The organism is Vibrio profundum (genome assembly GCF_050337555.1).
Taxonomy (GTDB): domain Bacteria; phylum Pseudomonadota; class Gammaproteobacteria; order Enterobacterales; family Vibrionaceae; genus Vibrio; species Vibrio profundum.
This window is the reverse complement of the sequence record NZ_JAKJTA010000006.1, coordinates 111,162-123,720: the sequence shown is the minus strand read 5'-3', so window position 1 is coordinate 123,720 and position 12,559 is coordinate 111,162. Positions and strand designations below refer to the sequence as shown.

Here is a 12,559-nt window from a genome sequence, read left to right as displayed (position 1 = left end):
GAGTTCTACTATGGCGAAACTGCATGATTACTACAAGTCGTCTGTAGTCGCTGAACTTGCCAAAGAGTTCAGCTACACAAGCGTCATGCAAGTCCCTAGGATTGAGAAAATCACCCTAAACATGGGCGTTGGCGAAGCAATCAACGATAAGAAACTGCTAGAAAACGCAGCTTCTGATATGGCACAGATCTCTGGTCAAAAGCCACTTATCACGAAAGCGCGTAAATCTGTTGCAGGTTTCAAAATCCGCGAAGGCTACCCAATTGGTTGTAAAGTAACCTTACGTGGCGAGCGTATGTGGGAGTTCCTTGAGCGTTTAATCTCAATCGCTCTTCCACGTGTGCGTGATTTCCGTGGTGTTAGCGCTAAGTCTTTTGACGGACGCGGTAACTACAGCATGGGCGTTCGCGAGCAAATAATCTTCCCGGAGATCGACTACGATAAAGTTGATCGAGTGCGCGGTCTTGATATTACTATCACGACGTCTGCTGGTACTGATGTGGAAGGCCGTGCTCTGCTGGCTGCCTTTAACTTCCCATTCCGTAAGTAAGGGTAGGGTTACTGTTATGGCTAAACAATCAATGAAAGCACGTGAAGTAAAGCGTGCAAAACTAGTAGCTAAGTTCGCTGAAAAGCGTGCGGCGCTAAAAGTTATTATTAGCGATGCAAACGCATCTGAAGAAGACCGTTGGAACGCAGTGCTTAAACTGCAAGCTCTTCCACGTGATTCAAGTGCATCTCGTCAGCGCAACCGTTGCAACCAAACTGGTCGCCCACACGGTTACGTACGTAAATTCGGTTTAAGCCGTATTAAGGTTCGTGAAGCTTGCATGAAAGGCGAGATTCCGGGTCTTCGTAAGGCTAGCTGGTAATTGCCGCTTAATCATTTGGAGTAAATATTATGAGCATGCAAGATCCGATTTCGGATATGCTGACCCGCGTTCGTAACGGTCAGGCAGCAAATAAAGTTGCTGTAAAAATGCCTTCTTCAAAGCTTAAAGTTGCAATTGCTGCACTACTGAAAGCCGAAGGTTACGTAACTGACTTCGCTGTTGAAGGCGAAGTAAAACCTGAGCTAGAAGTTACACTTAAGTACTTCCAAGCTAAACCAGTAATTGAGCAAATCAAACGTGTATCACGTCCTGGTCTGCGCGTCTACAAGAACAAAGACTCGCTACCAACTGTGATGGGTGGTCTTGGTATTGCTGTAGTGTCCACTTCCAAGGGTCTGATGTCTGACCGTGCTGCTCGCAAAGCAGGTCTTGGTGGTGAAATCGTCTGCTACGTAGCTTAATAGGAGTAGAATATGTCTCGTGTTGCTAAAGCACCTGTCTCTATTCCAGCTGGCGTAGAGGTGAAAGTAAACGGCCAAGAAGTTACTGTAAAAGGTACTAAAGGTGAGCTGACTCGCGTTCTAAACAACGCTGTAGTTGTTGCACAGGAAGAAAACAACCTAACTTTCGGTCCGAAAGAAGGTGTTGCTAACGCTTGGGCACAAGCAGGTACTGCTCGTGCACTAGTAAACAACATGGTTGTTGGAGTTACTCAAGGCTTTACTAAGAAGCTAACTTTGAAAGGTGTTGGTTACCGTGCTGCTATTAAAGGCAACGCAGTAGGCCTAACCCTTGGCTTCTCTCACCCTGTAGAGCACGCTCTACCTGAGGGGATTAAAGCTGAATGTCCAAGCCAAACTGAGATCGTTATTACTGGTTGCGATAAGCAATTAGTAGGTCAAGTTGCGGCTGACATTCGTTCTTACCGTGAACCTGAGCCTTATAAAGGCAAAGGTGTTCGTTACGCCGATGAAATCGTGCGTACTAAAGAAGCTAAGAAGAAGTAAGGTAACACTATGGATAAGAAAGCATCTCGCATCCGTCGTGCTACACGCGCACGTCGTAAGATTGCAGAACTTGGTGCAACTCGCCTAGTCGTACACCGCACTCCTCGTCATGTGTACGCACAGGTAATCGCATCAAACGGCTCTGAGGTTATCGCATCAGCTTCTACTGTAGAAAAAGCGATCCGTGAGCAAGTTAAGAATACTGGTAACGTTGACGCTGCTAAAGCTGTAGGTAAAGCTATTGCTGAGCGCGCTATCGAAAAAGGCATTGCAAATGTTGCTTTCGATCGTTCTGGTTTCCAATACCACGGTCGAGTAGCGTCGCTAGCAGAATCTGCTCGCGAAGCTGGTCTGAAATTCTAAGGTAGGGTTGGAAGATGGCTAAAGAACAACAACAAGCGAATGATTTGCAAGAAAAGCTGATCGCTGTTAACCGTGTATCTAAGACGGTTAAAGGTGGTCGAATCATGAGCTTCACTGCACTAACAGTAGTTGGTGACGGTAACGGTCGCGTAGGTTTCGGTTACGGCAAAGCTCGTGAAGTACCTGCTGCGATTCAAAAAGCAATGGAAAAAGCGCGTCGTAACATGACTACTATCGCGCTTAACGAAGGCACTCTTCACCATCCGGTGAAAGGTCGTCACTCGGGCTCTAAAGTTTACATGCAGCCTGCTTCTGAAGGTACTGGTGTTATCGCAGGTGGTGCGATGCGTGCAGTACTAGAAGTTGCTGGTGTACATAACGTACTATCTAAAGCATATGGTTCTACGAACCCTATCAACGTCGTTCGTGCAACGATCGATGCATTAGGTAGCATGAAGTCGCCAGAAATGGTTGCTGCTAAACGTGGTCTAACTGTTGAATCTATTTCGGAGTAAGAGCACGATGGCAACTATTAAAGTAACTCAAACTAAAAGCTCAATAGGTCGTCTACCTAAGCACGTTTTATGCTTAAAAGGTCTTGGCCTTCGTAAAATCAACCATACAGTTGAACTTGAAGATACTCCATGTGTACGTGGAATGATCAACAAGGTTAGCTACATGGTTAAAGTTGAGGAGTAATCAGAATGCGTTTGAATACTCTATCACCGGCTGCGGGTTCTAAGCCTTCTAAGAAGCGCGTAGGCCGTGGTATCGGTTCTGGCCTTGGTAAAACAGGTGGCCGTGGCCACAAAGGTCAAAAGTCACGTTCTGGCGGCAGCGTTCGTCCAGGTTTTGAAGGCGGTCAGATGCCTCTAAAACAACGTCTACCAAAATTCGGTTTCACTTCTCGTAAGAGCCTAGTGACTGCTGAAGTTCGTCTAGCTGAGCTAGCGAAGGTAACTGGTGACGTTGTAGACCTAAACAGTCTTAAAGCAGCAAATGTTATCACTAAGAATATCGAGTTCGTTAAGATCGTTCTTTCTGGTGATATCACTAAAGCTGTGACTGTTAAAGGTCTACGCGTGACTAAAGGCGCTAAAGCTGCAATCGAAACTGCAGGCGGTAAAATCGAGGAATAATCTCGAGGAACGAGGTACAGATGGCTAAGAAACCAGGAAAAGATTTTCGTAGTGCTCAGGGCAGCTTGAGTGAACTTAAGTCGCGCTTATTATTCGTAATAGGTGCGCTGATAGTGTTCCGAGCGGGCTCTTTTGTACCGATCCCTGGTATTGATGCGGCTGTACTTGCCAATTTGTTCGAACAGCAAAAAGGCACCATTGTTGAAATGTTCAACATGTTCTCCGGTGGTGCTTTAGAGCGTGCATCTATATTAGCACTGGGCATTATGCCGTATATTTCGGCATCGATTGTTGTCCAGTTGCTAACCGTAGTTCATCCAGCGTTGGCGGAACTCAAAAAAGAGGGTGAAGCAGGGCGTCGTAAGATTACCCAATATACGCGTTATGGCACGCTTGTACTTGCTATATTCCAAGCTATAGGTATCGCAACTGGCTTACCAAGCATGGTTCATAATTTGGTTGTTATCAACCAAACCATGTTTACGCTAATTGCTACCGTAAGTTTAGTAACTGGTACCATGTTCTTAATGTGGTTAGGTGAACAAATTACTGAGCGCGGAATCGGTAACGGAATTTCGGTTCTGATATTTGCAGGTATTGTTGCTGGTTTGCCGAAAGCTATCGGACAAACAATTGAGCAAGCGCGTCAAGGTGAACTGAACGTACTTCCAATGTTGTTGATTGCGGTATTGGCTTTTGCAGTAATTTACTTCGTTGTTTTCATGGAACGTGGTCAGCGACGAATAGTCGTCAACTACGCGAAACGTCAACAAGGTCGTAAAGTATTTGCTGCACAAAGTACACACTTGCCATTAAAAATTAATATGGCCGGTGTAATACCAGCGATTTTTGCATCAAGTATTATTTTGTTCCCAGGAACATTAGCGCAGTGGTTTGGTCAGAACGGACAAAGTAAGACACTAGGTTGGTTAACCGACGTGTCACTAGCACTGAGTCCAGGTCAGCCGTTGTATGTAATGCTTTATGCAGCAGCGATAATTTTCTTCTGTTTCTTTTATACAGCGTTGGTGTTTAACCCTCGTGAAACAGCAGATAATTTGAAGAAGTCTGGTGCATTCGTACCCGGTATCCGCCCAGGTGAGCAGACAGCGAGATATATTGATAAAGTTATGACTAGACTTACCCTTGCGGGTGCTCTATATATTACCTTTATCTGTCTGATTCCACAGTTCATGATGATCGCTTGGAACGTACGTTTCTATTTTGGCGGTACATCACTACTAATCGTAGTGGTAGTTATCATGGACTTTATGGCACAGGTACAGACTCATCTGATGTCCCAACAGTATGATTCTGTGTTGAAGAAAGCAAATCTGAAAGGCTACGGCCGCTAATTCGGATTTCTATTTACGGAGTTTAGCAATGAAAGTTCGTGCTTCCGTTAAAACAATCTGCCGTAACTGCAAAGTGATCAAGCGTAACGGTGTCGTTCGCGTGATCTGTAGCAGTGAGCCAAAGCACAAACAGCGCCAAGGCTAATAAGCAGAAGTTTTTACTTGAAAAATAAGGTAGCGTCGCGTATATTCCACGACCTACCTTTTGCGTGCAAAAGAAGTAGTATACCGTAGTGTATCCTCACGGGCTTTGCTACGGATGATTTCTTATTAAAGTACTAGGAGTGAATAATGGCCCGTATAGCTGGCATTAACATTCCTGATCAAAAGCATTCTGTAATTGCATTAACTGCAATCTACGGTATTGGCAAAACTCGCGCTCAAGCTATTTTAGCTGACGTGGGTATCGCTGAAAATGTTAAGATCAGTGAACTAAACGAAGAGCAGATCGATCAACTGCGTGATGGTGTAGCTAAGTACACTGTAGAAGGTGATCTACGTCGTGAAGTATCCATGAACATCAAGCGTCTTATGGACCTTGGCTGTTTCCGTGGTCTTCGTCATCGTCGCAGTCTACCACTACGTGGACAGCGTACTAAAACCAACGCTCGCACCCGTAAGGGTCCGCGCAAGCCGATCAAGAAATAGTCGGATAAGGTAGAGTACAATGGCAAAACAACCAACTCGCGCGCGTAAGCGCGTACGCAAGCAAGTAGCTGATGGCGTAGCGCACATCCATGCTTCTTTTAATAATACAATCGTAACTATCACAGACCGCCAAGGCAATGCTCTTGCTTGGGCTACTGCTGGTGGTTCTGGTTTCCGTGGTTCTCGTAAATCTACTCCGTTCGCTGCACAGGTTGCTGCTGAACGTTGTGCTGAAATGGCTAAAGAATACGGTCTTAAGAACTTGGAAGTTATGGTTAAGGGTCCAGGTCCAGGTCGTGAATCTACTGTTCGCGCACTGAACGCTGCTGGTTACCGCATCACAAACATTGTTGATGCTACACCAATCCCTCATAACGGTTGTCGTCCACCTAAGAAACGTCGCGTTTAAGTTTCGTTTTTAGGAATATTGGAGAAGAATCATGGCAAGATATTTGGGCCCTAAGCTTAAGCTTAGCCGTCGCGAAGGCACTGACTTATTTCTTAAGTCTGGTGTACGTGCGATCGATACCAAGTGTAAAATTGATAACCCACCAGGTGTACACGGCGCTCGTCGCGGTCGTCTATCTGAGTATGGTGTTCAGCTTCGTGAGAAGCAAAAAGTTCGTCGTATGTACGGCGTTCTAGAAAAACAATTCCGTAACTACTACAAAGATGCTGCGCGCCTTAAAGGCAACACAGGTGAAAACCTGCTTCAGCTTCTTGAAGGTCGTCTTGATAACGTAGTTTACCGCATGGGCTTTGGCGCAACTCGCGCAGAATCTCGTCAGCTAGTTAGCCATAAAGCTATCCTAGTAAACGGTAAAGTTGTAAACGTTCCTTCTTTCAAAGTTGCGGCTAACGACGTTGTTTCAATTCGCGAGAAAGCTAAGAAGCAATCTCGTGTTAAAGCGGCTCTAGAAGTTGCTGAACAACGTGAAAAACCAACTTGGATTGAAGTAGATGCTGGCCAAATGGAAGGTACATTCAAGCGTATGCCTGAGCGTTCTGACCTATCAGCTGACATCAACGAACAATTGATCGTCGAGCTTTACTCTAAGTAAGGTTTAAACTAAAGAGAGGACACAATGCAGGGTTCTGTAACAGAATTTCTTAAGCCACGTCTTGTTGATATCGAACAGATCAATACGACACACGCAAAAGTAACTCTTGAGCCGTTAGAGCGTGGTTTCGGCCATACTCTTGGTAATGCACTTCGCCGTATTCTTCTATCTTCTATGCCGGGTTGTGCCGTAACAGAAGTAGAAATTGATGGCGTATTACACGAATACAGCACTAAAGAAGGCGTTCAAGAAGATGTTCTTGAAATTCTTCTAAACCTTAAAGGTTTGGCTGTACGCGTTGCCGAAGGCAAAGATGAAGTGTTTATTACGCTAAACAAATCAGGCTCGGGCCCTGTTGTTGCAGGTGACATCACCCATGATGGTGATGTGGAGATCGCTAACCCAGAACACGTTATTTGTCACCTAACGGATGACAACGCTGAGATCGCTATGCGTATCAAAGTAGAACGTGGTCGCGGTTATGTTCCGGCTTCAGCTCGAATCCATACCGAAGAAGATGAGCGTCCAATCGGTCGTTTGCTTGTCGACGCAACTTACAGCCCAGTAGACAAAATTGCCTACGCGGTTGAAGCGGCTCGTGTTGAGCAACGTACAGATCTAGACAAGCTTGTTATCGATATGGAAACGAACGGTACTCTAGAACCTGAGGAAGCTATCCGTCGCGCAGCAACTATTCTTGCTGAGCAATTGGATGCGTTTGTAGATCTTCGTGATGTACGAGTTCCTGAGGAGAAGGAAGAGAAGCCTGAATTCGATCCTATCCTACTGCGTCCTGTAGACGATCTTGAACTAACAGTTCGCTCTGCTAACTGTTTGAAGGCAGAAGCGATTCACTACATCGGTGATCTTGTACAGCGCACTGAGGTTGAGCTACTTAAAACGCCTAACCTTGGTAAGAAATCTCTTACAGAGATTAAAGATGTGCTAGCTTCACGTGGTCTTTCTCTAGGCATGCGTCTAGAAAACTGGCCACCAGCGTCAATCGCTGAAGATTAATCGAAAAGTTAGAAGGATTAGGTCATGCGCCATCGTAAAAGTGGTCGTCAACTCAACCGCAACAGCAGTCATCGCAAAGCGATGTTCAGCAACATGGCTAGCTCTCTTGTTCGTCACGAAGTTATCAAAACTACCGTGCCAAAAGCAAAAGAACTACGCCGCGTAATTGAGCCGTTGATTACCCTAGCTAAGACAGACAGTGTTGCTAACCGTCGTCTTGCATTTGCACGCACTCGTGATAACGAAGTTGTTGCAAAACTATTTAACGAACTAGGTCCACGTTTTGCTGCCCGTCAAGGCGGTTACACACGTATCCTAAAAGCTGGTTTCCGTACTGGCGATAAAGCTCCAATGGCATACATTGAGCTAGTTGATCGCCCAGAAGTAGCTGAAGAAGCTGCTGCTGAGTAATCAGAGTTCGTAATAGAACTAAAAGCCGAGCGTAATGCTCGGCTTTTTGCTTTTCTAGCATCACTATTTTTCTTTGCATCTCAATGTGATTTCAACTGTCAGCTCCATAATCTTCCCGCGTAAGTCACCCACAGTGGCATCAAGTGCAAGTTTCGGATGTGGCTAATTCCAAAGTCAGTCGTTCTTTTTGTCGGTATTTTTGGATCGTAGCGAGTACATATCTATCTATATCGGAATGCTATATCGGTATAGCTATCTCAGTATCGGCTTCTTATCAGCTGAACTAGGAAAGGGAGAGGATAGGTAGAATATAGGGAAGTGGGTAAGCTGTAATAAATGGGCCGGGAAAAGCTGGTCTTCTGGCTGGGGATAGGTGGAAAAATAGGGAGGAGAGGGAGAGACAGCGCCACAGATTCTGCAGCGCTGGAGGTCGAATTACAGAATAGCTAGTAGTTCAACTTCAAATACAAGTGCTGCGAAAGGAGGAATCGCTGCACCAGCACCACGCTCACCGTACGCAAGGTCTTGTGGGATGTATAGCTTCCACTTAGAACCTACAGGCATTAGTTGCAATGCTTCTACCCAACCTTTAATTACGCCCGTTACTGGGAATTCAGCTGGCTGGCCACGTGATACTGAGCTGTCGAAGACAGTGCCGTCAGTTAGTTCACCGTGGTAATGTACGCGTACTTGCTTGTCTGAAGTCGGAATTTCACCCGTACCTTCAGTTAGTACTTCGTATTGTAGACCAGACTCTAGCACTGAGATTTCAGGGCGAAGAGCGTTGTCTTTCAAAAATACTTCACCGTCAGCTGCCGCTACTTTTGCAGCTTCATTGCGAGCGGCTTCAGCGCGAGTTTGTAGCTCTTGCAATGCGTTGTTGATTTCGTCAACTTCGATTGCTGGCATATCACCAGTCAGTGCAGTTGCGATGCCTGCTGCAATCGCGTCTACGTTTAGACCTTCTAAACCACTGCCTGCAAGCTGTTGACCCATTTGAAGGCCGATACCGTAGCTTGCTTTTTGTTCGACTGACTCAAGTTTTACGTCTGACATGACTGTTTCTCTTCATTTTACAAAACGGAGCGAAGAGGATACCAGTTACTCGAGTGAGATGATATGCCAAGCCAAGGGAATTGGCGTTATCCGAAGTTGGTGTGATTAACATCATAGCGCGTACCGCACGACCATCGCGAATTGACCTATACCTTACGTATCTTATTGAGTTTTCCTATACTCGAAGCGTGTCTGTTTTTATACTGGTACCAAAGAGGTTTGGAGATAAACAGCGATGAATCGTCGAAAGGCAAAACCTGCACAGCAAGACCACGTCGAATTGCTCAAAGTAAAGTGGCAGAGCATTGAGTGGCAAAAATTCACTTTTTCTCCTCGAGGTGCATGGCAGAGTCTGCCAAAACTTCACCGACGCTCGCTCAGTGTATTAATCCCAGTCGTGGTGCTGCTTGCCGTTATGCCCACAATGAAAGATGAGCAGCAACAAATTCAACCCGATCCGAATCAACGCATGTCGCTGACGATTGATCCTCAGAGCTTGAGTGATCAAGCAAGCAGCAACACCGACGCCCAGCAGATCACGAGTCAATCTAAAGCGAAGAAGACTTGGCGGAACTATACCGTAAAAAGCGGTGATACCTTGGCTAACGTTTTTCGTGAGAACGGATTATCGATGTCAGATCTGCATGCGCTAGTAAAGGTGGAAGGGACTGGCAGTCCGTTGAGCCATATTAGAAAAGGACAACTAGTTCGCTATAAATTGTTGTCGGATGGCCAATTAGATATGTTGCAGCTAGAAAAGCCTACCGGCTCGATTATCTTTTTCCGTTTGTCCAATGGCGGATTTGCTCGGCAATAATTTAGCCACTCAGAAAGTTAATGACCCAGTAACTCATTAACTCAGCAACCAGAAAGCGAATATCCGTTAGATATTCGTTTTTTCTATTACCAATACTATATTCGCATTTCCCCTCAAAGCTAAGCCAAGACATACTTTTACTAATCAGGTTGGGGGAGGTTATGGATGGGCTTACAAAACAAAATTGAGTTAGGGTCGGCACAGTCAACTGACGGGCGCAGTGCTAGTCATCGTGACGTGACAGGCACGACTGGCCCGCTACGTAGTGGAGAGGTTGCGATAGTTGGGGCAGGGCCAGGCGATCCTGAATTACTGACGCTGAAAGCCTATAACTTGCTCCTCAGTGCAGATGTTGTGTTGTACGATTACCTTGTAGCGGCGGAGATACTGGCGTTGGTTAAGACGAATACCCATCTTGTTTGTGTTGGCAAGCGTGCCGGAAAGCATAAGGTGGGGCAGCAACAAACTAACCAATGGCTAATTGATTATGCTCGGCAAGGGAAAAAAGTCGTGCGCCTGAAAGGCGGCGACCCCTTTATGTTTGGTCGTGGCGGCGAAGAAGTCGCAGAACTGGTTGCAGCGGGCATATGTTTTCAGGTGGTCCCGGGCATTACCTCAGCAAGCGGGGCCTCAGCCTATGCCGGCCTGCCTCTCACCCATAGAGACTACGCTCAATCGGTGACTTTTGTTACTGGTCACCAGCAAGGTAGTGGTGGCGAACTGGATTGGCATACGATGTCGCGCCCCAATCAAACGTTGGTGATATATATGGGAGTGGCTAAGGCATCTTTGATGCAGAAACAGTTGCTTGAAAATGGCCGTTCGGCAGACACCCCTGTGGCAATTATAGCCAAGGCAACTCAGCCCAGTCAGCAAATATGGGTGGGGAGGCTAGATCAATTATCTGATTTGGCTGATGGCGCCTGCACACCTGCGTTAATTATTGTCGGAGAGGTAGTGTCTTTGGCAGAAAGTCAGCAGTGGTTAGAAAGTTCACGCTGGGTAAGTGCACCGACAACTGTAGAGCTTTTTACTCACACAATTTGATCGACACTTTGGCTATCGGCTTGTAGGGTAAATTTCTGACTCAAGACGGCAACCATCTGATCATAGTATTTCATACTGGGCTTATTGCCGAGTAGCTTACACAGCTCATTACCCATTGGGCTAAATCGATAATAGAGCAGTTTTACGCCTTTACTCATCGGTTGCAGGGAAAGACTTTTTCCTTGGTAAGTAACCACTAATGGTGGCTCAAATTCTATCTCTCCTGATTCAAGCTCAGTGCCATGCAGTAGACCTAGCTCAATTAAGACTAATAAGCTCGAGTAGGGCAATTTAAAATTACCAATATTAATGTTCACAGTAGACAAGCGCTTCCCGAAGCTGAAAATACTGCCTTGTGCTTTGTAGCCGACAAGGAGCTTTTGGCTACCGTCTCCGCCAAAGCTGCAAGCGAGAGACGCGGCGCGTTGCAGAATTTGCGCCTCTTTCGACGTCATGTCTTGTAGCACTTGCAACGCTTTCATGGAAGTGGATCCCGGGTTGGTAACTTCTCTTTTTAATACCTGTGCCCATAAGCGCTGCATAGCAGGATTGTGGATGTGCTGCGCCATATCAAAAAAACGCAGTAACCAGTCGTGATCAGGATCTCCTGCCGTTTCGTCTTTGCAGCATGCATGTGAGTATTTCAATATTTGCTCTAGATTACGCTGCCTTTGTTCTTTTTGCTGCTTTTCTCTTTCTATCGCTCGGTCGAGTGTGGTGTTGGTCAGTGCCTCTTTTTGCAGTAAGGCATCTAAGCCGTTGTCCGCGGCAATATTAAGAATACGGCTGGCACTGTCTTTGATGTAATTGGATTTCTTTTCTTGCTGACCACTGGCTTGAGCATCGTGTTCAAGAGTAACGGATTTGTTCTTTTCTACCATGGCTCAGGCCTGCTTATCTTTCGAGGTGACATTTTCCCTGTATGTGTTCAACGAGCTGTCATTGATAAGTTTAGCTACTGATGAATCAGGATATAAATGGATGATTATAAAAAGAATAGCTAATTGGTAGTAATTGGCAAGTGAATGCCAACCCGTAATAGGTGATTGGCATTAAAAGATGAGAGTTGGCTAGCCTGATGGGTATCTCTTATAGGTTGGCTTTGACTAGTTGCAGCACTTCATTCACTTGCTGTTTGTCGAGGGCCCCTTGTTTTACAAACAAGATTTTTCCTTTCTTGTTCAGCACTATAATTGCCGAGGACTCTTCTTTTAGGTGCCAAGCTTTGGCAACGACACCATGTTCATCAAGTACAATCGAAGACCAAGGGTACTCTTTTTTGCTGTCCTCAGTTTTGGATTTGACGAAAGATCCCGTTCCCCATATTGCATCGTCTTGGTTGATGATGGTCGTGGTTTGATATTTTTCGGTTGGGAATTGGCTGGCGGTAATCGCTTTCATGAGTGGCTGATTGAGCTCTTTGGCACTGGAGCGGCCGGCGATGGCTTGCACGACTCGTACTTTGCCAAGCATATCTTCGCTGTTCCAATTTTTGTAGGATTCATCGCCATCGCGCAAGACGATTTGGCCATATTCCTTAACGGAAATTGTTGGTAGGCTCTCGCCAGTGGTTAGTGAGGATGCTTGTGCCATAAACGGCGACAAAGCGGCTAAGGAGACGACGGCTGCCAGTAGTGTTTTTTTCATAAGGTGCTCTCCAACAAAAAGGAACACCGAGTATAAGTCCAATGTACGCCAGCTAGGCGATATAAGCGTAAAAATATGAACCGAGCAAGAAATGAACTGAAAATGTAATTGAGTGATTACTCTATATTGTTGTTTGCGGGTTTCAGATCTTCGCTCTT

General features: G+C 45.8%; 20 protein-coding genes. 17 read left to right on the top strand and 3 right to left on the bottom strand.

All coding sequences use genetic code 11. The features are described 5' to 3' along the window. Positions 1-10: 10 nt before the first annotated feature. The 15 genes from rplE (at position 11) to rplQ (ending at position 7,834) form a co-directional block, all read left to right on the top strand. A complete protein-coding gene (rplE, locus tag L4C34_RS06545; protein ID WP_428788544.1) occupies positions 11-550 on the top strand; it encodes a 50S ribosomal protein L5 in 540 nt (179 codons plus the stop codon). A gap of 16 nt (positions 551-566) precedes the next feature. After that, entirely contained in the window at positions 567-872 is a 306-nt protein-coding gene (rpsN, locus tag L4C34_RS06540) for a 30S ribosomal protein S14 (RefSeq protein WP_428788543.1), read from the top strand. 29 nt (positions 873-901) lie between these two features. Next, a complete protein-coding gene (rpsH, locus tag L4C34_RS06535) occupies positions 902-1,294 on the top strand; it encodes a 30S ribosomal protein S8 (protein WP_428788542.1) in 393 nt (130 codons plus the stop codon). Positions 1,295-1,306: 12 nt separating this feature from the next. Further along, positions 1,307-1,840 carry a 50S ribosomal protein L6 gene (gene rplF / locus L4C34_RS06530; protein ID WP_428788541.1) on the top strand — a complete coding sequence of 178 codons (534 nt, stop codon included), beginning with the start codon at positions 1,307-1,309 and terminating at the stop codon, positions 1,838-1,840. Between the two features lie 9 nt (positions 1,841-1,849). Continuing rightward, positions 1,850-2,203, top strand: coding sequence for a 50S ribosomal protein L18 (gene rplR / locus L4C34_RS06525; protein ID WP_428788540.1), 354 nt, complete (start codon positions 1,850-1,852; stop codon positions 2,201-2,203). A gap of 14 nt (positions 2,204-2,217) precedes the next feature. Then, on the top strand, positions 2,218-2,718 hold the full coding sequence (rpsE, locus tag L4C34_RS06520; RefSeq protein WP_428788539.1) for a 30S ribosomal protein S5: 501 nt from the start codon (positions 2,218-2,220) through the stop codon (positions 2,716-2,718). 7 nt (positions 2,719-2,725) lie between these two features. Then, complete coding sequence (gene rpmD, locus L4C34_RS06515) at positions 2,726-2,902, top strand: 50S ribosomal protein L30 (protein ID WP_428788538.1); 177 nt, start codon at positions 2,726-2,728, stop codon at positions 2,900-2,902. Positions 2,903-2,907: 5 nt separating this feature from the next. Next, on the top strand, positions 2,908-3,342 hold the full coding sequence (gene rplO, locus L4C34_RS06510) for a 50S ribosomal protein L15 (RefSeq protein WP_428788537.1): 435 nt from the start codon (positions 2,908-2,910) through the stop codon (positions 3,340-3,342). Between the two features lie 20 nt (positions 3,343-3,362). Next, entirely contained in the window at positions 3,363-4,697 is a 1,335-nt protein-coding gene (gene secY / locus L4C34_RS06505; RefSeq protein ID WP_428788536.1) for a preprotein translocase subunit SecY, read from the top strand. 28 nt (positions 4,698-4,725) lie between these two features. Further along, positions 4,726-4,842 (top strand): 50S ribosomal protein L36, encoded by a 117-nt coding sequence (gene rpmJ / locus L4C34_RS06500; protein WP_428788535.1) that lies wholly within the window; start codon positions 4,726-4,728, stop codon positions 4,840-4,842. Between the two features lie 146 nt (positions 4,843-4,988). Further along, the gene (gene rpsM, locus L4C34_RS06495; RefSeq protein WP_428788534.1) at positions 4,989-5,345 is read left to right on the top strand and encodes a 30S ribosomal protein S13; all 357 of its coding nucleotides are present in this window, start codon (positions 4,989-4,991) and stop codon (positions 5,343-5,345) included. Between the two features lie 19 nt (positions 5,346-5,364). Further along, positions 5,365-5,754 carry a 30S ribosomal protein S11 gene (gene rpsK / locus L4C34_RS06490; protein ID WP_005597095.1) on the top strand — a complete coding sequence of 130 codons (390 nt, stop codon included), beginning with the start codon at positions 5,365-5,367 and terminating at the stop codon, positions 5,752-5,754. 31 nt (positions 5,755-5,785) lie between these two features. Next, positions 5,786-6,406 carry a 30S ribosomal protein S4 gene (gene rpsD, locus L4C34_RS06485; protein WP_428788533.1) on the top strand — a complete coding sequence of 207 codons (621 nt, stop codon included), beginning with the start codon at positions 5,786-5,788 and terminating at the stop codon, positions 6,404-6,406. Between the two features lie 24 nt (positions 6,407-6,430). Further along, entirely contained in the window at positions 6,431-7,423 is a 993-nt protein-coding gene (locus L4C34_RS06480; RefSeq protein ID WP_428788532.1) for a DNA-directed RNA polymerase subunit alpha, read from the top strand. Between the two features lie 24 nt (positions 7,424-7,447). Next, positions 7,448-7,834 (top strand): 50S ribosomal protein L17, encoded by a 387-nt coding sequence (gene rplQ, locus L4C34_RS06475; RefSeq protein ID WP_428788531.1) that lies wholly within the window; start codon positions 7,448-7,450, stop codon positions 7,832-7,834. Between the two features lie 435 nt (positions 7,835-8,269). Here the strand turns inward: rplQ and bamJ are convergent, their stop codons facing one another. Further along, positions 8,270-8,890: a BamJ family beta-barrel-assembly machinery protein gene (gene bamJ, locus L4C34_RS06470; RefSeq protein WP_428788530.1), complete on the bottom strand. Its 621-nt coding sequence runs from the start codon at positions 8,888-8,890 to the stop codon at positions 8,270-8,272. 235 nt (positions 8,891-9,125) lie between these two features. Here bamJ and L4C34_RS06465 point away from each other — a divergent pair, with 235 nt between their 5' ends. Then, complete coding sequence (locus L4C34_RS06465; RefSeq protein WP_428788529.1) at positions 9,126-9,707, top strand: LysM-like peptidoglycan-binding domain-containing protein; 582 nt, start codon at positions 9,126-9,128, stop codon at positions 9,705-9,707. A gap of 165 nt (positions 9,708-9,872) precedes the next feature. Beyond that, entirely contained in the window at positions 9,873-10,754 is an 882-nt protein-coding gene (cobA, locus tag L4C34_RS06460) for a uroporphyrinogen-III C-methyltransferase (protein ID WP_428788528.1), read from the top strand. On the opposite strand, the gene L4C34_RS06455 is transcribed toward cobA, so the two are convergent. Together L4C34_RS06455 and L4C34_RS06450 are read right to left on the bottom strand one after the other, a co-directional pair. After that, positions 10,742-11,635: a TIGR03899 family protein gene (locus L4C34_RS06455; RefSeq protein ID WP_428788527.1), complete on the bottom strand. Its 894-nt coding sequence runs from the start codon at positions 11,633-11,635 to the stop codon at positions 10,742-10,744. The two genes, cobA and L4C34_RS06455, sit on opposite strands and share 13 nt — an antisense overlap. A gap of 208 nt (positions 11,636-11,843) precedes the next feature. Continuing rightward, the gene (locus tag L4C34_RS06450; RefSeq protein WP_428788526.1) at positions 11,844-12,401 is read right to left on the bottom strand and encodes a YtfJ family protein; all 558 of its coding nucleotides are present in this window, start codon (positions 12,399-12,401) and stop codon (positions 11,844-11,846) included. Between the last annotated feature and the right edge of the window lie 158 nt (positions 12,402-12,559).

Coding starts and splice junctions, on each gene's coding strand:
- rplQ (WP_428788531.1), top strand. CDS start 7,448: ATGCGCCATCGTAAAAGTGGTCGTCAACTCAACCGCAACAGCAGTCAT.
- bamJ (WP_428788530.1), bottom strand. CDS start 8,890: ATGTCAGACGTAAAACTTGAGTCAGTCGAACAAAAAGCAAGCTACGGT.
- rpsE (WP_428788539.1), top strand. CDS start 2,218: ATGGCTAAAGAACAACAACAAGCGAATGATTTGCAAGAAAAGCTGATC.
- rplF (WP_428788541.1), top strand. CDS start 1,307: ATGTCTCGTGTTGCTAAAGCACCTGTCTCTATTCCAGCTGGCGTAGAG.
- rpmJ (WP_428788535.1), top strand. CDS start 4,726: ATGAAAGTTCGTGCTTCCGTTAAAACAATCTGCCGTAACTGCAAAGTG.
- rplR (WP_428788540.1), top strand. CDS start 1,850: ATGGATAAGAAAGCATCTCGCATCCGTCGTGCTACACGCGCACGTCGT.
- rpsH (WP_428788542.1), top strand. CDS start 902: ATGAGCATGCAAGATCCGATTTCGGATATGCTGACCCGCGTTCGTAAC.
- L4C34_RS06450 (WP_428788526.1), bottom strand. CDS start 12,401: ATGAAAAAAACACTACTGGCAGCCGTCGTCTCCTTAGCCGCTTTGTCG.
- rplE (WP_428788544.1), top strand. CDS start 11: ATGGCGAAACTGCATGATTACTACAAGTCGTCTGTAGTCGCTGAACTT.
- cobA (WP_428788528.1), top strand. CDS start 9,873: ATGGGCTTACAAAACAAAATTGAGTTAGGGTCGGCACAGTCAACTGAC.
- secY (WP_428788536.1), top strand. CDS start 3,363: ATGGCTAAGAAACCAGGAAAAGATTTTCGTAGTGCTCAGGGCAGCTTG.
- L4C34_RS06455 (WP_428788527.1), bottom strand. CDS start 11,635: ATGGTAGAAAAGAACAAATCCGTTACTCTTGAACACGATGCTCAAGCC.
- rplO (WP_428788537.1), top strand. CDS start 2,908: ATGCGTTTGAATACTCTATCACCGGCTGCGGGTTCTAAGCCTTCTAAG.
- rpsD (WP_428788533.1), top strand. CDS start 5,786: ATGGCAAGATATTTGGGCCCTAAGCTTAAGCTTAGCCGTCGCGAAGGC.
- L4C34_RS06480 (WP_428788532.1), top strand. CDS start 6,431: ATGCAGGGTTCTGTAACAGAATTTCTTAAGCCACGTCTTGTTGATATC.
- rpsK (WP_005597095.1), top strand. CDS start 5,365: ATGGCAAAACAACCAACTCGCGCGCGTAAGCGCGTACGCAAGCAAGTA.
- rpmD (WP_428788538.1), top strand. CDS start 2,726: ATGGCAACTATTAAAGTAACTCAAACTAAAAGCTCAATAGGTCGTCTA.
- rpsM (WP_428788534.1), top strand. CDS start 4,989: ATGGCCCGTATAGCTGGCATTAACATTCCTGATCAAAAGCATTCTGTA.
- L4C34_RS06465 (WP_428788529.1), top strand. CDS start 9,126: ATGAATCGTCGAAAGGCAAAACCTGCACAGCAAGACCACGTCGAATTG.
- rpsN (WP_428788543.1), top strand. CDS start 567: ATGGCTAAACAATCAATGAAAGCACGTGAAGTAAAGCGTGCAAAACTA.